The 17,555-nt window shown below is 38.0% G+C and carries 16 protein-coding genes; 8 read left to right on the top strand and 8 right to left on the bottom strand.

From position 1 onward, the window contains the following. Positions 1 to 3: 3 nt before the first annotated feature. The 3 genes from MKL36_RS02515 to MKL36_RS02505 all read left to right on the top strand — a co-directional run bounded on the left by MKL36_RS02515 (position 4) and on the right by MKL36_RS02505 (position 3,268). The gene (locus tag MKL36_RS02515; RefSeq protein ID WP_021510953.1) at positions 4 to 1,803 is read left to right on the top strand and encodes a response regulator receiver domain; all 1,800 of its coding nucleotides are present in this window, start codon (positions 4 to 6) and stop codon (positions 1,801 to 1,803) included. 22 nt (positions 1,804 to 1,825) lie between these two features. Further along, positions 1,826 to 2,992, top strand: a complete 1,167-nt coding sequence (locus tag MKL36_RS02510; protein ID WP_000692248.1) for a restriction endonuclease — start codon at positions 1,826 to 1,828, stop codon at positions 2,990 to 2,992. A gap of 135 nt (positions 2,993 to 3,127) precedes the next feature. Further along, the gene (locus MKL36_RS02505; protein ID WP_000770271.1) at positions 3,128 to 3,268 is read left to right on the top strand and encodes a hypothetical protein; all 141 of its coding nucleotides are present in this window, start codon (positions 3,128 to 3,130) and stop codon (positions 3,266 to 3,268) included. A 193-nt stretch (positions 3,269 to 3,461) separates the two neighbouring features. Here MKL36_RS02505 and MKL36_RS02500 read toward each other — a convergent pair whose 3' ends face one another. The 3 genes from MKL36_RS02500 to MKL36_RS02490 are packed head-to-tail and all read right to left on the bottom strand — an operon-like array spanning position 3,462 to position 6,921. Beyond that, on the bottom strand, positions 3,462 to 4,802 hold the full coding sequence (locus MKL36_RS02500; protein ID WP_000786782.1) for an MFS transporter: 1,341 nt from the start codon (positions 4,800 to 4,802) through the stop codon (positions 3,462 to 3,464). Positions 4,803 to 4,811: 9 nt separating this feature from the next. Further along, complete coding sequence (locus tag MKL36_RS02495) at positions 4,812 to 5,624, bottom strand: amidohydrolase family protein (RefSeq protein ID WP_000995624.1); 813 nt, start codon at positions 5,622 to 5,624, stop codon at positions 4,812 to 4,814. 7 nt (positions 5,625 to 5,631) lie between these two features. Beyond that, on the bottom strand, positions 5,632 to 6,921 hold the full coding sequence (locus MKL36_RS02490; RefSeq protein WP_000126042.1) for an SLC13 family permease: 1,290 nt from the start codon (positions 6,919 to 6,921) through the stop codon (positions 5,632 to 5,634). Between the two features lie 111 nt (positions 6,922 to 7,032). On the opposite strand from MKL36_RS02490, the gene MKL36_RS02485 reads away from it, so the two are divergent. Beyond that, the gene (locus tag MKL36_RS02485) at positions 7,033 to 7,764 is read left to right on the top strand and encodes a GntR family transcriptional regulator (RefSeq protein WP_270908968.1); all 732 of its coding nucleotides are present in this window, start codon (positions 7,033 to 7,035) and stop codon (positions 7,762 to 7,764) included. A gap of 93 nt (positions 7,765 to 7,857) precedes the next feature. Here the strand turns inward: MKL36_RS02485 and MKL36_RS02480 are convergent, their stop codons facing one another. Then, entirely contained in the window at positions 7,858 to 8,736 is an 879-nt protein-coding gene (locus tag MKL36_RS02480) for an SMP-30/gluconolactonase/LRE family protein (protein WP_000404159.1), read from the bottom strand. 296 nt (positions 8,737 to 9,032) lie between these two features. Here MKL36_RS02480 and MKL36_RS02475 point away from each other — a divergent pair, with 296 nt between their 5' ends. After that, positions 9,033 to 10,376, top strand: a complete 1,344-nt coding sequence (locus MKL36_RS02475) for an MFS transporter (protein WP_000053791.1) — start codon at positions 9,033 to 9,035, stop codon at positions 10,374 to 10,376. Positions 10,377 to 10,476: 100 nt separating this feature from the next. Here the strand turns inward: MKL36_RS02475 and MKL36_RS02470 are convergent, their stop codons facing one another. Then, positions 10,477 to 11,409 carry a LysR family transcriptional regulator gene (locus MKL36_RS02470; RefSeq protein WP_000366413.1) on the bottom strand — a complete coding sequence of 311 codons (933 nt, stop codon included), beginning with the start codon at positions 11,407 to 11,409 and terminating at the stop codon, positions 10,477 to 10,479. Between the two features lie 99 nt (positions 11,410 to 11,508). Here MKL36_RS02470 and MKL36_RS02465 point away from each other — a divergent pair, with 99 nt between their 5' ends. After that, the gene (locus tag MKL36_RS02465; protein WP_001166490.1) at positions 11,509 to 11,943 is read left to right on the top strand and encodes a DMT family transporter; all 435 of its coding nucleotides are present in this window, start codon (positions 11,509 to 11,511) and stop codon (positions 11,941 to 11,943) included. A gap of 9 nt (positions 11,944 to 11,952) precedes the next feature. Next, a complete protein-coding gene (locus MKL36_RS02460) occupies positions 11,953 to 12,411 on the top strand; it encodes a DMT family transporter (RefSeq protein ID WP_000153889.1) in 459 nt (152 codons plus the stop codon). Between the two features lie 99 nt (positions 12,412 to 12,510). Here the strand turns inward: MKL36_RS02460 and MKL36_RS02455 are convergent, their stop codons facing one another. Together MKL36_RS02455 and MKL36_RS02450 are read right to left on the bottom strand one after the other, a co-directional pair. Next, the gene (locus tag MKL36_RS02455) at positions 12,511 to 13,596 is read right to left on the bottom strand and encodes an HlyD family secretion protein (RefSeq protein ID WP_000105394.1); all 1,086 of its coding nucleotides are present in this window, start codon (positions 13,594 to 13,596) and stop codon (positions 12,511 to 12,513) included. Continuing rightward, positions 13,593 to 15,170, bottom strand: coding sequence for an MFS transporter (locus MKL36_RS02450; protein WP_001026286.1), 1,578 nt, complete (start codon positions 15,168 to 15,170; stop codon positions 13,593 to 13,595). The genes MKL36_RS02455 and MKL36_RS02450 overlap by 4 nt, the downstream gene beginning before the upstream one ends. Positions 15,171 to 15,336: 166 nt before the next feature. Here MKL36_RS02450 and MKL36_RS02445 point away from each other — a divergent pair, with 166 nt between their 5' ends. Continuing rightward, positions 15,337 to 15,957 carry a TetR/AcrR family transcriptional regulator gene (locus tag MKL36_RS02445; protein WP_001278390.1) on the top strand — a complete coding sequence of 207 codons (621 nt, stop codon included), beginning with the start codon at positions 15,337 to 15,339 and terminating at the stop codon, positions 15,955 to 15,957. A 77-nt stretch (positions 15,958 to 16,034) separates the two neighbouring features. Here the strand turns inward: MKL36_RS02445 and MKL36_RS02440 are convergent. Beyond that, a partial coding sequence (locus MKL36_RS02440) for an aldehyde dehydrogenase (NADP(+)) (protein WP_270908967.1) occupies positions 16,035 to 17,555 on the bottom strand: 1,521 nt, incomplete at its 5' end.

Below are 17,555 nucleotides of genomic sequence, written 5' to 3'. Positions count from 1 at the left end.
ATAATGACAGCTAGTATCGCATATAAAGATTTAATAGAAGAAGCTTTTATTGAACCAATTAGAAGTGTAATGGTAATAGATGATGAATACCCAACATTAACTAACCTTATCTCTGTAATCCAAAATCGGGAGCAAAATAGCTATAAAGTAGAGAATTTAGACAGACTGCAAAATATTATAAGTATGTGCCATGGAGAAATGAAGTGGACTGTTGATGTATTTGATGGAAAGGATAGTATAGAGTCTCATATACCAGATAGGCTCAAACATAGTGATTTAGTAATTCTTGACTATCATCTTGATGGTGATGTTAATCCTATAGATAGTGAGAAAGCTAGAGATATATTGCATTCATTAGATAGAAATCAGCATTTTAATATTGTTATGGTCCATACAAATGGACTTCAAGATGATATTGAAAAGGTTTATGACGAAATTTTATGTGATTTTATAAAGGTTACTAAAAAACATTTGTTTGAATTAAATAATGATCTCGATGATATAGTTGAAGACTGGTTGGTTGAAAATGACCCAAATGAAGATCGGTTTTTATTTTTAAAGCGTAAATTTGGTATTAAGGATGTTGTTAAACTTATAAATATTGATAATGAAAAAGAAGCATATTATCCTCAAAAACCTACTAATTTTTTTCATCCATTTAAAGCTGATATTCAGCAATTAACCGATGCTATTAAAGTTGATCATGAAAATATTCATATAAAAGATATTACTCAATGGTTCGGTTCTAAAATTGTTTTAAAATTAGTTAAGGAGCTAAAAGGAACACGTGAAATATCTGAGGTAAAATGGGGTTGGGAAAATGAAGTTAACTATATATGTACCGATAATATATTTATTACGGTAATAAGAAAGCAAGATGGTCCTGTTAAAGCAGAGTTGTATGAGCAACTATTTAAGTCCTTAGTTAAATTTAATCCATCGCCAATGTTTTTATTACTTGCTAAAATTCGCCACTATATTGATGAAATTGGGTTAGAACAGGCCAATAAAATTACGAATAATAAATATGCTCAAGCAGGGTGGCTGTATAATTTATTGAAAAAATCGGTAGATGTTTCAGAACATGAGAAAGCGATAGATATACATTGGGAGCAATTGGGACGTGCTAGTAAACCTCATCTAAGAGACTTCTCAAAAAAACTATGTGAAAGTTTAATGCTTGAGAATAGTAATGATGAAAAAGCAATTGTTCAGAAATTTTTTAAAGTTAATAATGAGCAAACTCATGAGGTATTATCTAATTTAAATGCTTTTTCGTGTTCAATCCCGCCTTGCAGTACTCATTTGACCACAGGTTCAATATTAGAAATTGATGATAAATTTTGGCTATGTTTGTCGCCTTCTTGCGATTTAGTACCAGGACAACGTTCACGAGATTGGGAAGCAAGAATAGGTGAGCAATACACTGTCTTTAAAGCTGTTCAATTAAACGAAGAGTTAAATGTAAATAAAGCTAATGATGAAGCAAATACTAATAACTATCTATTTTTACAAGATGCAAATGGAGTAATTAAAGCATATTCAATAGCTGTTGGTAAAAAAAACCCAACTTGGGATATTTTTTATGCTCATAATCAAGGCATATTTGATGATTCTAGACAAATTAAATTAACTTGCCTCCGTAAAGATACAGATAATACAACATCTTTACTTTCTACTAAACAATATGTTGCAACAGTCATAGCAGAACTTAGATACGCATATGCTCTTAATTTTTTACAGAAATTGGGGATGAATCAAACACGAATAGGTCTTAATTACAGTGACAAATTTCTTCATTGATTAATTTTAAATGGGGCGTGGAATGAAAATCATTACCCATGATCAGCTTACTATTTCAAATCTCTTTGTGGATTGTTTATATCAAGGGGCACGAAATGGTAATGCATCGGATGATCCTTTGCATCTTTTATTACCCGTGAGTAATCAAGGCGGCTTTCGCATAGTTGGTAAAAAAACAGAACCTAAGTTAGTCGTCCTTACGACAAGTATGAATGACCCCGATTGGCCCGATGAGGTTGATAAAGAAACGGGTATTTTTACTTATTTTGGAGACAACAAGAAACCTGGTCATGAGCTTCACGATACACCACGATATGGGAATCTTTTATTAAAAAATATGTTTGCACTAGCTCATGGTAAACTTGAGGATCGTTTAAAAGTTCCACCTATATTAATTTTTGCCAAAGGTGGTGGTTGGCGTGATGTAGTTTTTATAGGTCTAGCTGTGCCAGGTGCTCCACACCTAGACTCTAACAGTGATTTAGTTGCTGTCTGGAAACTACGTAATGGTAATAGATTTCAAAATTATCGTGCTCAATTTACTATATTACATGAATCTATGATTAGTAGAGAGTGGATTTCTGACATTGTAAAAGGTGATCCTTTAAGCTCAGCATGCCCTTCAAGTTGGAAAACATGGGTTGAGCAAGGGCTATATCTACCCTTAAAAGCCCCTAGAGCACTTGAATATCGAACACGTGATGAACAGTTACCTGAAACCCAATTAGGTCAAATTCTGATTAAAAGAATACATTCTTTTTTTAAAGAAGATCCATATAATTTTGAGAGATGTGCAGGGAAAATAGCTGAAATGATGTTACCAGCTATTGCTGGTAATATGGACTTTACACGTCAATCTCGAGATGGTGGTAGAGATGCAATTGGTTATTATCGAATTGGAGAAGGTGCTTCCGCGGTTCTTGTGGAATTTGCACTTGAAGCTAAATGTTACGCTTTGGAATCATCTGTGGGAGTAAAAGAGATTTCTAGGCTAATTTCACGCCTTAGATATCGTCAGTTTGGTATTTTGGTGACCACTTCTTTTGTGGCAGCTCAGGCTTATAAAGAAATCATGGAAGATCAACATCCAATAGTTATTATATGCGCCTCTGATATTATTAAATTATTAATTAGGCATGGTATTAATGACTTAGAAACTCTTGATAGATGGTTGAAAAGATTTAAGTAATTTTTTTATAAATTAAAAGGAATTAGCTTTACATTTTGCTTAAAAAATATACAGAAACATCTCTGAAACGAGTTGGAACGCTACAAACGCGAATGATATTTTAAACTCCACTCTTCCCAATAAGTGAGGTGAGCTATGAAATTGTTAGCTTTGGTTAGCATGGGAGTTGCAGCGAGTTATTGGTATAAAACTATAAAAAATAGCAAGCCAACTCTTCTGAATCCTAATTTTGATGAAATAGTAAAAAACTTTGTATTAGCAGAATTTAAAGCCTAATGCATTTGATAATCTTAATTAAATAAAAAGCTCATCGGAAGATGGGCTTTTTTGTTGGAGTAAAAACAGACAAGCTTATAGTTTTCATATACAAATAAGAAAATATTGACCCATCTTAGCTTCTATATATTTGTTATAAATAAAAAAGAGACCATTAATGGTCTCTTTTAATTAAATCTTTTATTTCTAAAACCTAAACCAACTTTTGAACCTTTTGCGCTTTTGGCAATGTCGGTTTTCTTCCCAAATACAACGCAATCATGGCACCCGTAAATGTAAGCATACATAACGGTAAAAGAGAAATAGGGAAGCTTCCCGAATAATCTTTTACAATACCCATAATAGAGTTCATAAGCCCAGTACCAATATGCGCAATCGTATTCACCGCTGCAATACCTACAGCCACTAAAGTAGGTGGTAAACGCTCAGAAACCAATGCCCAGAAAGGACCTTTAATGGCATAGTTACCCATCAAAACGAGTGAGAATAAAAGTAAGCTCAAAGTTAAAGACGAGGTAAAAATAGTAAGGAGCAAACCAAAACTGGTTACAAATAATGGAATGGCTGTGTTGAGACTCTTATTGCCACTTTTATCGGCATGTACGCCCCAAACAATCATGAAAGCGGCAGCTAAACCAAACGGAATCATATTTAAAAGACCTGTCTGCATGGCAGTTAAATGGAAGGCTTTTAAAATCTGAGGCATCCATAACGATAAAATATTGCTGGTTGCTGAACTTCCTGCATAAATAATTGCAAAGAACCATAAATATTTATTGGTAATCAGCAACTTGAACTTACTCTTTTTCTGTTCGGCACTGTCTTGTTTTTCAGAGTTCAACAATTGATTTTTTTCAAAAGTTAAAGTGCTTGATAACCAGTCCTTTTCTTCTTGATTTAACCATTTAACATTATTTGCGGTATTTGGCAGCCATACAAGGCACAACAAACCAAGAAGGATTGCAGGTAATGCTTCAAGAATTAAAAGCACTTGCCATCCACTTAAACCCAGTAAACCATGCAAGCCTAACAGTAAGGCAGATAATGGTGAACCGATAAAGTTAGATAAAGGAATGGCAACCATAAATACGGCAACAATTCGAGCCATATATCGTTTAGGGAACCATAGTGTTAAATACAGTAATACGCCTGGGAAAAATCCGGCTTCGGCAGCACCAAGTAAAAAGCGTGAAATTGCATATGAAATAGGGCCAGTAATGAAGGCAGTACAGCAACCGACAATGCCCCAAGTAATCATGATTCTGGCAATCCAGATACGTGCACCTAGCTTTTCCATAGCCATGTTACTTGGAATTTCAAATATGACATATGCAATAAAAAATAATGTCGCACCAAAACCAAAGGCAGTAGCAGTTAAACCAATTTCTTGGTTCATGGTTAAAGCGGCGAAACCAATATTCACCCGATCAATATATGCGATGAAATAACAAAGAATGAGGAAAGGAAGAATACGAAAAGAAAGTTTACGGATCGTTGACTTTTCTACTTCCGATATAGATATATCATTTTTCATACATACTCCTTATGTACGTGAGAAACCAAACAGCTCGGTAGGATTCTGATTTAAAATTAAACATTGCTCGTGTTTATCAAACACAATCTGTTTAAAAGCTTTAATCGCATCTTCATAAGTTATTAAGGATTCATGTTGGGTATGCGGCCAATCGCTTCCCCAAATGAGTTTTTGTAAAAAACCTTTTTCTTTGAAAATGTTATATGCCTGTTTGGCTATATTTATATTGTTGGGTGTAGCACCCAAACGATAGAAACCGGACACTTTAATCCAGTGCTGTTTTACGTTAAGTAAGCTTAAAAATTTCTGATAATCCGGATCTTCAATCCCTTTAACAGGGTCAACTCGGCCAAAATGGTCAATTACGACATCAAAGCTGTATTCATTTAATTGTGGTAAAAGCTGAACCAGATATTTCGGCGGTGCGTGTAATTCAACTTGCCAGTTGAGGCTTTCCACATTTCGTAAAAATTTTTGCCAGTCAGGCGTATTTAGCGCAGGAGGGTTAAGACCGAATAGATTTAAGCGAACACCTACAATGCCTTGTGCCTTGAGATTCACTAGCTCATCAAAAGTCGTCGTATGTTGAACAACGGCGATGCCTTTTAAACGGTCAGGGTATTGCTGAATTGCGTTTAACATCGCTTGGTTATTGGTACCCAAAAAGCTGGGTTGAACCAAAACACCATGCGTGAAATTGTGTTCATCAAGATGAGAGATAAAACTTTGTACAGTTGCCTCATAATCAGGAGCATAACGTGCTGTTTCGATACTGTGGTCCTGAGTCGAAAAAACATGTGCATGTGTATCTATACAGTTCATTTTCATCTCACATTACAAATTTTAAAGCAAAAATAGCGATTAAAGCGGCAATGACTCCTACAGGAATTGCTTTAAATAACAGTTGATTAAAGAATTTGGTTTTGTCGATGTCTGCTGGTGCTGAAGCCATAATGAGGCTACCGCCAGACGAGAAAGGAGAAATCGCTGTAGACTGAGCGCCAACCACAATACAAATGAACAGCACTAGTGGGTTTAGGCCAGAGGTAAGTGCTAGCGCCGGAACAATTGGGAATAAGGTAGGAGCAACTACGCCGAGAGTGCTTGAAAATACAGACATAATGGCACTGATGAGACATAAAAGTACTGGAATGACCCACACAGGAACATTGTTTGCTAACCATTCAGAAAGGGTAGTAATAATGCCAAGCTTCACACCTAATGCGATGAGCATACCGACACCGCAAATCATGATCAGTGTTCCCCAAGGCACAAGTGCAATGACCTTTTTCTCATCGGCAAGTTTCATAAGTAAACTAATGAGCGAGAAAGTAATGGCAAGGAAGGCAATATCAATTTTGGAGTTTAAAAAGCTAATCGTTTTTACATCGGGAAAAACAAGATACAAGATTGGAAAAACTAAAACAATCGACATCATTAAAATAATAAGGAAGATGGATTGTTTCTGTTTTTTGTCGAATGGTTCAGGCTTTTGATCTTCAATCACAATCGAATTACTTTTTCTATTCCACAGGGTGTAAATTCCCAACACCGCAATTGGAATAATTAAAGTCAAGACAAAAATTCCACTGCTATATGAAAAAGCTGTTTGTGAGCTAATGCCAGTATTTTCCATTAAGCTTCGGAAAATTATGCCACTTTGCGATGTCATAAAATTTGCGCCAGCTAAAGCGCCGTAATTTGCAGCCATCCCACCAATAATCATATTCATATTGGTTTTTTTACACAGCAGCAGTGTAATCGGTGCCATAAAGGCAAGTACTGTATAAAAACCAGCACCTAGGCCAGCAATAATGGTTGCTGCGAAAAAAATCGCTAAAGGTAAAAACTGAGGAAACTTACGGCATTTATATAAAAGATGGCTGGCAAGCTTCTCTAAAGCACCATTTGCCAAAGCAAAGTTATAAAACAGAGTGACAGATAAAATAATAAAGAAAATTTTGACAGGCCATAATTCAATAACTTCGGAAGGTTTAAGACCCATGCCAAAGCAACCAATCAGGTAGGCAAACGCTATCGTAAAAAATCCGATATTAATTTTCGTTTTATAACCTAAACCTATCGATACGGCTAAAGCCATCAGCATCAATGCAGTCATATTATCTTCCTTGATAAATATATAAACATCTAAACATATATATGTTTGGTTTTTTGTATTACACAGAACTATGCTAATATTGTCAAATCGATTTCATAATGTTTAACGCAAATGCTTGATGAGACTGCATTTAAAAATTTTAAATTGCCAAGATATGAAAAGGTCCGTTGGGAACTTCAAAAACTACTGATCCAGTCAAAATGGACAGTCGAAGAGCCTATTCCAAGTGAACAAGAACTTGCGCAAATGTATAGTGTATCGGTAGGAACCATTAGAAAGGCGGTTGAAGGACTGGTTGAAGACGGCTTATTGGTTAAACAACAAGGAAAAGGAACTTTCCTCAAACAACCTAATTTTGAAAATTCGCTTATTCGTTTTTTTAGATTACGTAATAAAAAAGGCGAGTTCATGCAGCCACAAGGACAGATCAAAAAAGTAGAAGTGTGTGATGCAATACCGGAAGTAAACGCCGAGTTAGGGCTTGGGCACACTGACAAGTTGCTTTATATCGAGCGTGTCCGTAAGCATGAAGATGTCGTTGTATTAAGTGAGAGAATCTGGCTACCTGAACGCTTATTTAAAAATCTGGAAGAAATTCCAATCGCTGAGTTTGGTAACTTACTTTATCCTTTTTATTATCAGCACTGCGGTCAATTTGTTTCTTCTGCAACAGAACGGTTAACTTTTGAGAAAAATATTAAAGATAGCTATTTAAATAACCACCTTGAAGACCCTTTAGTGAAGGTATGCTGTATTGCAAAAAATCTTGAAGGTGTCGCGGTCGAATACCGTGAGTCTTATGGTTTGGCCGATAATTTTCATTATGAAATAACAATTAATTAATTCTTTATGCAGCTTAATAAAGATTTCCTTATTAAGCTGCAGAGCTTGTTCACTACCGTTTATGGTTAAGTATTTCTTGTAGGAAGTGAGTCATTACCCCATAAATCGAGCATCGGCTAATCCTTGAATGCCTAGCCCATAAATGGCAAAAACACTGCCTCGCAATTGGTTGTCATCAGGGAATCTCGGAAGAGGCGGTTGCGACATAGATGTAACAAACAAGACATCAAGATTTTTTCCACCAAAAACTGCACTGGTAATTTTTTTTACAGGCATTTCAATAATACGATCGATTTGTCCATCAGGACGATAACGTACTAACTGACCGGAATATACTTTTGCATTCCATAAGTAGCCTTCACGATCTACTGTCGAGCCATCTGCTGAACCACCGTCTGATGTATCTATCTTACAAAAAATAGTTTTATTTGAGATTTGGCCTGTTTCAAGATCATAATCATAAGACCAGATTTCACCTTGCCATGTGTCTGCAAAATAGAGCTTAGTACCATCAGGACTCCAGCAAATACTATTTGAAGTATTAATATTATTTTCTAATTTTTCTATTTTATAATCTGCATCTAATTGATAGAGAGACGCGGTATTCCCATCTTCAAGGCGGTTCATAGAGCCAAAAACGAATCGACCTTGCCGATCGACACGACCATCATTTAATCTATTTTGAGGTAGGTCTGGTTCAGGGTTACAAATAAATTTTAAGTTGCCTGTGTCAAAGTCGAGTTGATATAGCCCGTCTTCGAGCGCAACAATTGCGCCGTTATAATTTTCTTGTAAAGCAAAAGAACCTATTTTTTTATGAACTTCCCACGCCCGTATATTCCCACCGAATTCATCACAACAGAATAATCGTCCATCAACAATATCTACCCAAAATAGGCGTTGGCGAACAGCATCCCAAGTTGGGCATTCTCCAAGTTTTGTTTTTACATCTACCAGTACTTTAATTTCCATAATTCCTTTTTTAGTCCTTTTATTCAGTCATTCATCGATGAAACTAAATTAATGAAAGTTAAATATAAAAACCAATGAAAATTTTTCTTTACCTAATAAGGGATTGTTATTGGTCCAGTGGATTAAAAATGTAGGGAAATAAATAGCTAAGAACTAAATTGATAAATATAAGTTATTACGTGGTGTAGAAATATCATTAGTAATTCTAAATCGACTTGATAGTTTAAGAGTGGACAAATGACATAGCGTTATACGTAAAAGCATGTGGATGCATTTTAATTAAAAAGGAATTAGAAATGAGCCTAAAAAAAGTTCATCGCCACTCTTGGGTATCATTAGTGATTTGCTGGATTATCTGGGTAGTTGTTGCATACGACCGAGAGTTGATTTTCCGCGCAGCCAATATGATTTGTAATGAATTTAATTTATCTCCAACGCAATGGGGATACACCATTGCTGCAATTACACTTTCTTTGGCCGTTCTTAGTATTCCGGTTGCTGCTTTAAGTGATAAACATGCGTCCGGTTGGAAGCGAGGAATTTTTCAGTGGCCCTTAGTAATCGGATTTACTTTTATTTCGTTGCTTTCAGGCATTACATCTTTAAGTTCAAGTTTTTATAAGTTCGTAACCTTACGTATTATGGTTTCTTTGGGTTGTGGGGTGGCAGAGCCAGTTGGGGTGAGTAATACCGCAGAATGGTGGCCCAAGGAACATCGCGGTTTTGCCATAGGTGCTCATCACTCAGGTTATCCGGTTGGAGCGCTACTTAGCGGTGTTGCAATGGCCACCATCATTACTTATTTTGGTCCGCAGAATTGGCGCTATGCCTTTTTTCTTGGAATTATATTTGCTGTACCGGCATTAACTTTTTGGGCGATTTATTCGACCCGTAAACGTTATTCAGAGTTTCACCAATCTTGTGTAGATAATCAATTCACACCACCAACAGATTTTGTGCACGATGAAGGAGAAGAAAAAACGAGTACGCATAGTACATGGGAACGTTTAAAACAAACTCTAAGTTCTCGGGGAATTGTGTTTACCGCAGCCAGTACTTTAATTACCCATGTGGTTTATATTGGTTTTTTAACTATCTTTCCTGCATTTTTATACAATATTGTCGGGTTAGATCTGGCGAAATCGGCTGGCTTAAGCGCTGTATTTACAATTACCGGCATGATGGGGCAAATTATTTGGCCGACTTTGTCCGATAAGATTGGCAGACGACTCACATTGATTTTATGTGGTTGTTGGATGGCGGTCAGCATTGCAAGTTTTTGTTTAACCTCAGGCGTGGTTTCCGTCATTGCAATACAACTGTTTTTTGGTCTATCTGCCAACGCAATTTGGCCTATTTTCTATGCGACAGCATCAGATTATGCGCCAGCCGGAGCAATTGGAACTGCAAATAGTTTAATTACAGTTGCTCAGTATGTAGGTGGGGCAGTCGCACCGATTATTATGGGATATTTGCTTACGAGCTTTGGTGGCTGGCATAGTCATCAGGGGTATATCTGGTGTTTTCTCTTAATGTCATGTTGTGCGTTTATTGGCGTGACTTTGCAAATTATATTGGGTTATCTCATTAAAAAAGAAAAATCAGAACAAGTTGATAATTTAAGTTTGAGTGCAAATTAAATTCTTATTTATTTCAAGTTTTTAATCTTATTTTTATCTCTGATGAGACACCAGCAAAGTATGTCGATATTGGAATACTTTGCTGGCATTGAAAAGAAAACTAATTCTGCCAATACGGTGTGTCGCCATAGATTTCTGCAAAATAATCGATCACTGCTCTAATATTAAGTGGTGGATGACGAACATTTGGATAAATGGCTGCGATATGCTGGGGTTGTGATTTAATCGCGACTTCATATTCAGGTAAAAGCTTTATTAAGTCACCTTTTTTTAAAGCTTCGCCAATCAGCCAATCAGGAAATAAAACAATCCCCATGCCATGAAGCGCGGCTGTCATTAAACTCTCGGCATTGTTTGAAGAAAGTAACGGGGTAATTGGATAATGTACCCATTCTTCATTGGGCTTTCTCACTAACCAGCGGTTAGGACCTTCAAAACCTTTATAGACTAGGCACTTGTGTTGATTAAGTTCTGTTGGGTGGTCGAGCGTACCGTATTTGGCAACATACTGAGGAGAGGCGGCTAAATGATATTTTTGTGTACCAAAAATACGGGCATGAAATGATGAATCAGTCAGTGCTCCAATACGAAATATTAAATCTGTGCTTTCGCGTAATGGGTCTATAAATTCATCGGTTTGAATTAGTTCTATTAGAAGCCTTGGATAACGCTCTGATAAACCCGCCAACCACGGCGCAATATGCCGTTGACCAAAAAACACAGGGGCATTAATGCGGACGAGTCCGGATGGCTCTATGGTTTTATCTTGTAAAGCCTTTTGAGCTTCATCAAATTGTTCGGTAATTCTTTTTGCATATTCAAAAAATAATTTGCCCGATTCGGTCGGTGTGATTGCTCGTGTATTTCGGTAGAAAAGTTGTTGCCCCAACGCATCTTCAAGTTGTTGAATGGTTCGAGAAATCATGGAGGCAGACACATCTTCTTTACGTGCTACATTCGAGAAGTTTTGAGCATTGTAAACACTAATAAAGAAGCGAAGCATGCGGATATCAATCGAATTTGTTAAATCCATTTGTGCAATTTCTGCAAAAGTGATTCATGAATTATGCTATTTTTCTGATGAATTAGCTACCTTAGTATTCGTTGCCTAGATACAGATGAGGCAATGTAGATGCAAATTCTATTACTACTCCTAACTATTTTAGGGGGAATGGGGCTATCGGTCGAAGCTGGGCTTTTAGGGCCGTTAGGAAAGGAAGTAGGTGAGTTGTGGGCCACTTTTAGTATTTTTGGTGTGGGTGCAGCACTTACTTTTTTACTCATGTTGTTTTTTAGCCCACGCAATAGCCCTTCATTTTTTACACTTCCATCTTGGCAATTACTTGGTGGCGTTTTAGGTCCGGCTTACGTCATTATTTTGACCATTACCACTCCAATTATTGGCATTGCAATGACCATGATTGGCATTTTAGCGGGACAGGTATCTAAAAGTCTGATTATCGACCACTATGGTTTACTAGGAACTCCGCACCGAAAGGTTGATCGTAAACGAATTTTGGCACTCATCTTTATTGTTGCTGCACTTGTACTTGTGGCAAAAGCGTAGGAGACAGCCATGACAATTTTAATGATTCTTCTCGCCGTTCTTGGTGGTGCTTTATTGAGTGTACAGGCTGCAATTAATGGTCAACTTGGAGCAAAAGTTGGTGTATTTCGTAGTGCTTTTTTGACTTTCTCGGTCGGTGCTCTAATTACGGCTCTCCTTATTTTTTACTTTGAACCAAAACAAACCTTAACCTTGTTAGATGTTCCCAAATGGCAGTTGTTAGGTGCCATGTGTGGAGTGCCTTATATTGTCATTATGGTACTGGCTGTACAAAGAATTGGGGCTGCAGTTGCTACGGTGGCTGTGATTTTTGGGCAACTTTTGATGAGTATCTTAATTGATAACTTTGGCTGGTTCGGCAATGAAACGCTTCCTTTTTCATTGTATCGATTAGGGGCGCTAATTTGCTTAGGAATTGCTTTATATTTTATCTATTCAAGTAGTAAGAATAAAAAGGTAGAAGGGTAAAATACGGGCTTAATTTAATATTGAATTTGATGAGGCCTCATTAGGAGTAAGACTAACAATGAGGCTCATTTAAAGTTTGAAGTGCTCAGTTGATTCCGTTTATTTGGTCGTATCTACAGAAACCACAACAGATAGACCAGGACGCAACAATTTAATATCAGGTTGGTTCTCAAGGAGTTTGATGCGTAAAGGTAAACGCTGAACAATTTTAGTAAAGTTACCCGTCGCATTGGTTGCTGAAATTGGCGAGAAGAATGCACCAGTCGATGGTGAGAAACTATCTACCACACCTTTTAACTCAACATTGTAAGCGTCGACATAAACAGTGACAGGCTGGCCGATTTTAATTTGTTTTAGCTCAATTTCACGGAAGTTTGCTTCTACATACACTTGATCTAAAGGCACAACCACCATGAGTGGATTACCTGCGCCAACAAAGTTGCCCACATTTGCAGACTTCTGCCCAATCATGCCATCAATAGGCGCTCGAATTTCTGTATAGCTTAGATTCAGTTTTGCTTTATCAAGCGCAGCTTGGGCTTGTTTCAAAGCAGCTTGTTTAGCTTGAACCTGAATCTTATATTGGTTGAGCTGATACTGTGCATCAATAACTTTTTCTTTACTACTGTCCAAGTCGGCATATTGCTCGGTCAATGTGGTTTTTGATTGTTGTGTAATCAATCTAGACTCAGCACCAAGTGCCTGTAATTGCTCATAGCGTGCGGTATTATCTTTAGTGAGTTTAATGCCGGCTTCTACTTTTCTAAGCTGGGCCTCTGTTTCTCGAATAACAGTTGGTTGTCTTTCTACTGCCAGCATTGCTTCATTTAAGTCAGCTTGTGCTTTGGTATAATTAGATTCAGCTTCAGCTAAAGCCGCCTGATAATCACGTGCATCAATCCGTGCCAAAAGCTGGCCTTTTTTTACGGTCTGGTGATCTTTAATATAAATTTCTTCAATATTACCTGACACTTTTGGAGCAATGGTTGAGTACTCGACGTCTACCCGCGCATCATCAGTTTTAACAATGGAAGAAGGTAAAAATATAACTTTTAAAATCCATAAAATGGAAACTAGAACAATAATAAATGCAATAACCATAACCCAGTGTTTCTTAAGATATTGCATCTTTGTTAACTTGGGTGACTCGGTCATGGAGTGATCTTGGGCTTCGAGAGTACTCATAAAGATTTTCCTGAGTTATGACTATTCATTAACTTAATGAGAGCAATGCGTGGTGGATAAGTTCTAACTGGCAAAATCAGCATAACGATAAATAAAATTGCAGTAAGTCCCGCTAAAATCAGATATTGATCACTAATGACTAAAACAGATTGCTGTGCCTGAATCGCAGAATTTAAGGCAGATAAACCACCGGAAACACGTTCGGTACCATCTGCACTCAGCACAGGCGGGGTAAGAGGATTAATAACAGGACCTTGAATATTTTGAAAAACATGTTGTGCAGTATTTTCAATCAGCCGTGTTGAATGGTATTCACCACGTACTCGATTGACCCAGTCTAAAAGGCACACACCGAGTACGCCGCTAATAGCACGCGGGGTGTTAATCATAGGCGAAGCATAGATTGCCATAGTTGGATGGACGCTATTTGTACCCATCATGAGGAGCGAAAGCACTACACAGGTTTGTCCTAAACATGAGATTGCATGCCAAAAATAGAATTGGTCTTGGTTCCAAGTCGTATCAAGTTGACTTGCACCTAAGCAGCCAACCATAACCAAAAGCAAACCAAACCCATGTACGTATCGGCTATCAACCCAAGCTTGGTTCAAAACTTTAATAACAATCGGGATATAGATAAATTGTAATGCGGCAATTTGTAAGCCAATCCACATAGTTTGAGTGGGCTTATAACCATGCACAGCGCTTAAGTAATTAAGGGGTAATGTACTGGTTGACATACCAATTACCACAAAGCAGAACAACGCAATAACAGCATAACCAAAATTCCGTATTTCGAGCATTTGCGGTTTAATTAATGGTGTTGGATAGCGCCATTCATGTATTAAAAATAAAGGTAGGGTAATGGCACTCATTAAAGCCAAAACACAAATCAATTTTGAATGGAACCAGTCCAAATGATTGCCATGCAAAAGCATGGTACTAAGGCTTGCCAAACCAATAATGGCTAGAATCGCGCCAGTCCAATCGTAAGTTTTTATTCTTGAGTAATTTAACGGATCTTGCGGAATACCGAAGTAAACTAACGCAGCACTTAAAGCACAAAAAGGAATGGTTTGGAAAAATATCATCTTCCAACCAATCACATCTAAATAAAAGGCAGCAAGCGCAGCGCTTAAGTTTGGGAAAAAAGTTGCTGTCAATGCATAGCAGGCCAAGCCCCATAGACGAATTTCAGGTCCTAGGAATCTAAGTGCACATGCCATTAATAAAGGAATGGTTAAGCCATTGGCGAGTCCTTGTAATCCCCGTAATAAATAAAATATTTCGATATTTGGGCTAAAAGGAATTAAAACGCTAGAGAAGAGGCAAAGTCCTATCGCAAAAAGAAGAACCCGACGCATGGAAAAAATAACGGCCCAACTGGTGGACAGGATCATCCCAATAATCATGGCACTGGCATAAATACTGCTGACCCAATAACCAGAGTCGACACTAATACCCATCTCACCGCGAATATCGACCAAGGTAATGCTGCTAATTCGGTTATTAAATTCGACAGTCATGGCTGCAAAAATGGCACCTGCCAAACCGATGAGTGGTCGTATATTCATCTTTTACCTTAAATTTTAAAATGAGCTTAATGCTTATAGCGGTGATTAAGCTCAACTGTACCGATCGGTACTCTACTATCTTATTAAATTTACGTCAATTCTCGATTTTGAACTTTTCGATGAGTTACACTAAGAATGAAATTGCTAAATATGTTTGTAGGGTCGTATGTCTGATTGCACTAAAACGAATGAGAAAGATCAAAAAATTCTGGATGCAGCAACAAAGTTTTTTCTGATCCATGGTTTTAGTGGAACAACCACAGATATGATTCAAAAAGAAGCCGGCGTTTCAAAAGCGACTATGTATGGTTGTTTTAAAAATAAAGAAGCGATGTTTGCTGCGGTCATTGAACGTCAATGTACCAACATGCAAAAACAAATTATGTCGGTCGAGACAAAAGCCAAAAATTTACGTTCAGCCTTAACCGAAATTGGGAAAACTTATCTGTGCTTTATCTTATCGCATTCAGGTTTAGCTTTTTTTAGAGTGTGTATTGCAGAGGCTGTAAGGTTCCCGGAATTATCCGAAAAGTTCTTTGAAGTGGGACCACAACGTCTGGCAAATATTATTGCAGGTTATCTTGAAAAGTCGATTAAACAAGGAGAAATTGAATTAACGTCTTCTTCGGAAGTCGCAGCAAATATATTTTTATCACTGTTAAGAAGTGATGCCCACTTAAAGTGTTTGACTCATCCTGATTATTTAATCTCAGCTGATGAAATTAGTACTTGGGTTGAATACGCTGTTGATTTATTTTTAAAAAATATTAATTACAAACTAGATTGATTTTAAGGAGCTTATAACTCCTTAAAAACCCTAAATGTAGAAGTAAAAAGAGACCAACTTGTGGTCTCTTTTTATTCTTAAATCGCTTCTTTAGTCATCTCACCATTCACCAGTCTTAAAATCTGCAATGGGTTGCTGTCTTTTAAGGCTTCCGGCAATAAACTCTGTGGATAGTTCTGGTAACACACAGGTCTTAAGTAACGGTCAATGGCCAAGGTTCCAACTGAAGTGCCTCGTGCATCTGAAGTGGCTGGGTATGGTCCACCGTGCACCATCGCATCACACACTTCTACACCTGTTGGGTAGCCGTTTATGAGTAATCGACCAGCTTTTTCCTCTAGCACAGGAACTACATCTGCAAACTCGGTTAAGTCAGCTTCATCGGCAATTAAAGTCGCAGTCAGTTGCCCATTCATGCTTTGTAATGCCTGAATGAGTTGGGCTTTATCTTCAACTTCAATGATGACTGTGGTTGGCCCAAAGATTTCTTCTTGTAAAAGCTGGTCACCTGCCAGTAAAAGCTCAACATTAGCTTTAAACAGTTGTGGCTGAGCCTGATTACCTTGTTGAGTTTGACCTGCCAAGTGTTCAACGCCTTGATGCTGGGTTAAGTGCTCAAGACCAGCGGTATAGCTTTTTAAGGTGCCGGCATTGAGCATAGTTTGCGCAGGCTTAGCCCCCATAATTTCAGTCAGGTTGCTAATGAGCTGGCTAAATTCAGCTGATTTAATTCCCAAGATTAAACCCGGATTGGTACAGAACTGACCACAGCCTAAAACTACTGAATCAGCCAAGTCCTGTGCAATTTTTTCACCACGGTTTTTTAAGGCTTCGGGCAACATCAACATCGGGTTAATACTACTCATTTCAGCAAACACCGGAATCGGTTGTGGTCGGGCTGCGGCCATATCACATAAAGCACGACCACCACGCAGTGAACCGGTAAAACCAACTGCCTGAATTAAAGGATGCTTAACCAGTGGTTCACCCACACCATTACCGTAGATCATATTAAACACACCTTTTGGCATATTTGATTTTTCTACGGCACGTTCAATTGCCTGCGCTACAAAGTCTGCTGTCGCCATATGTCCACTATGGGCTTTCACCACTACAGAGCAACCTGCTGCCAGTGCCGAAGCAGTGTCACCACCCGCAGTTGAGAATGCTAAAGGAAAGTTACTTGCCCCAAAGACTGCAACAGGGCCAACACCGATTTTAATCTGGCGCAGGTCTGAGCGAGGTAAAGGCTGACGCTCAGGTAAAGCAGTATCAATACGGGCACCTAAAAAATCACCACGGCGCAATACTTTGGCAAACAAACGCATTTGCCCACTGGTACGGGCACGTTCACCTTGTAGGCGTGCAATTGGCAAAGCGGTTTCCTGTGAGACAATTTCAAGAAAATCTGTACCCAAAGCATCGAGCTCATCGGCAATATTTTCTAAAAAAACTGCACGCTGTTCAGGTGAGGTATGGCGGTAAGTCTTAAAGGCTTGACTGGCTGCTTCACAGGCCTGATTAATCTCTTGCTCGGTTGCATGGTGAAACTCATAAGGCAAAGTTTCACCAGTCGTAGCATGAATACTTTTTAATAA

The sequence above is a fragment of the Acinetobacter sp. AOR12_HL genome, assembly GCF_027855275.1.
Classification (GTDB): Bacteria; Pseudomonadota; Gammaproteobacteria; order Pseudomonadales; family Moraxellaceae; genus Acinetobacter; species Acinetobacter baumannii.
This window is presented reverse-complemented; position numbering and strand designations above follow the sequence as displayed.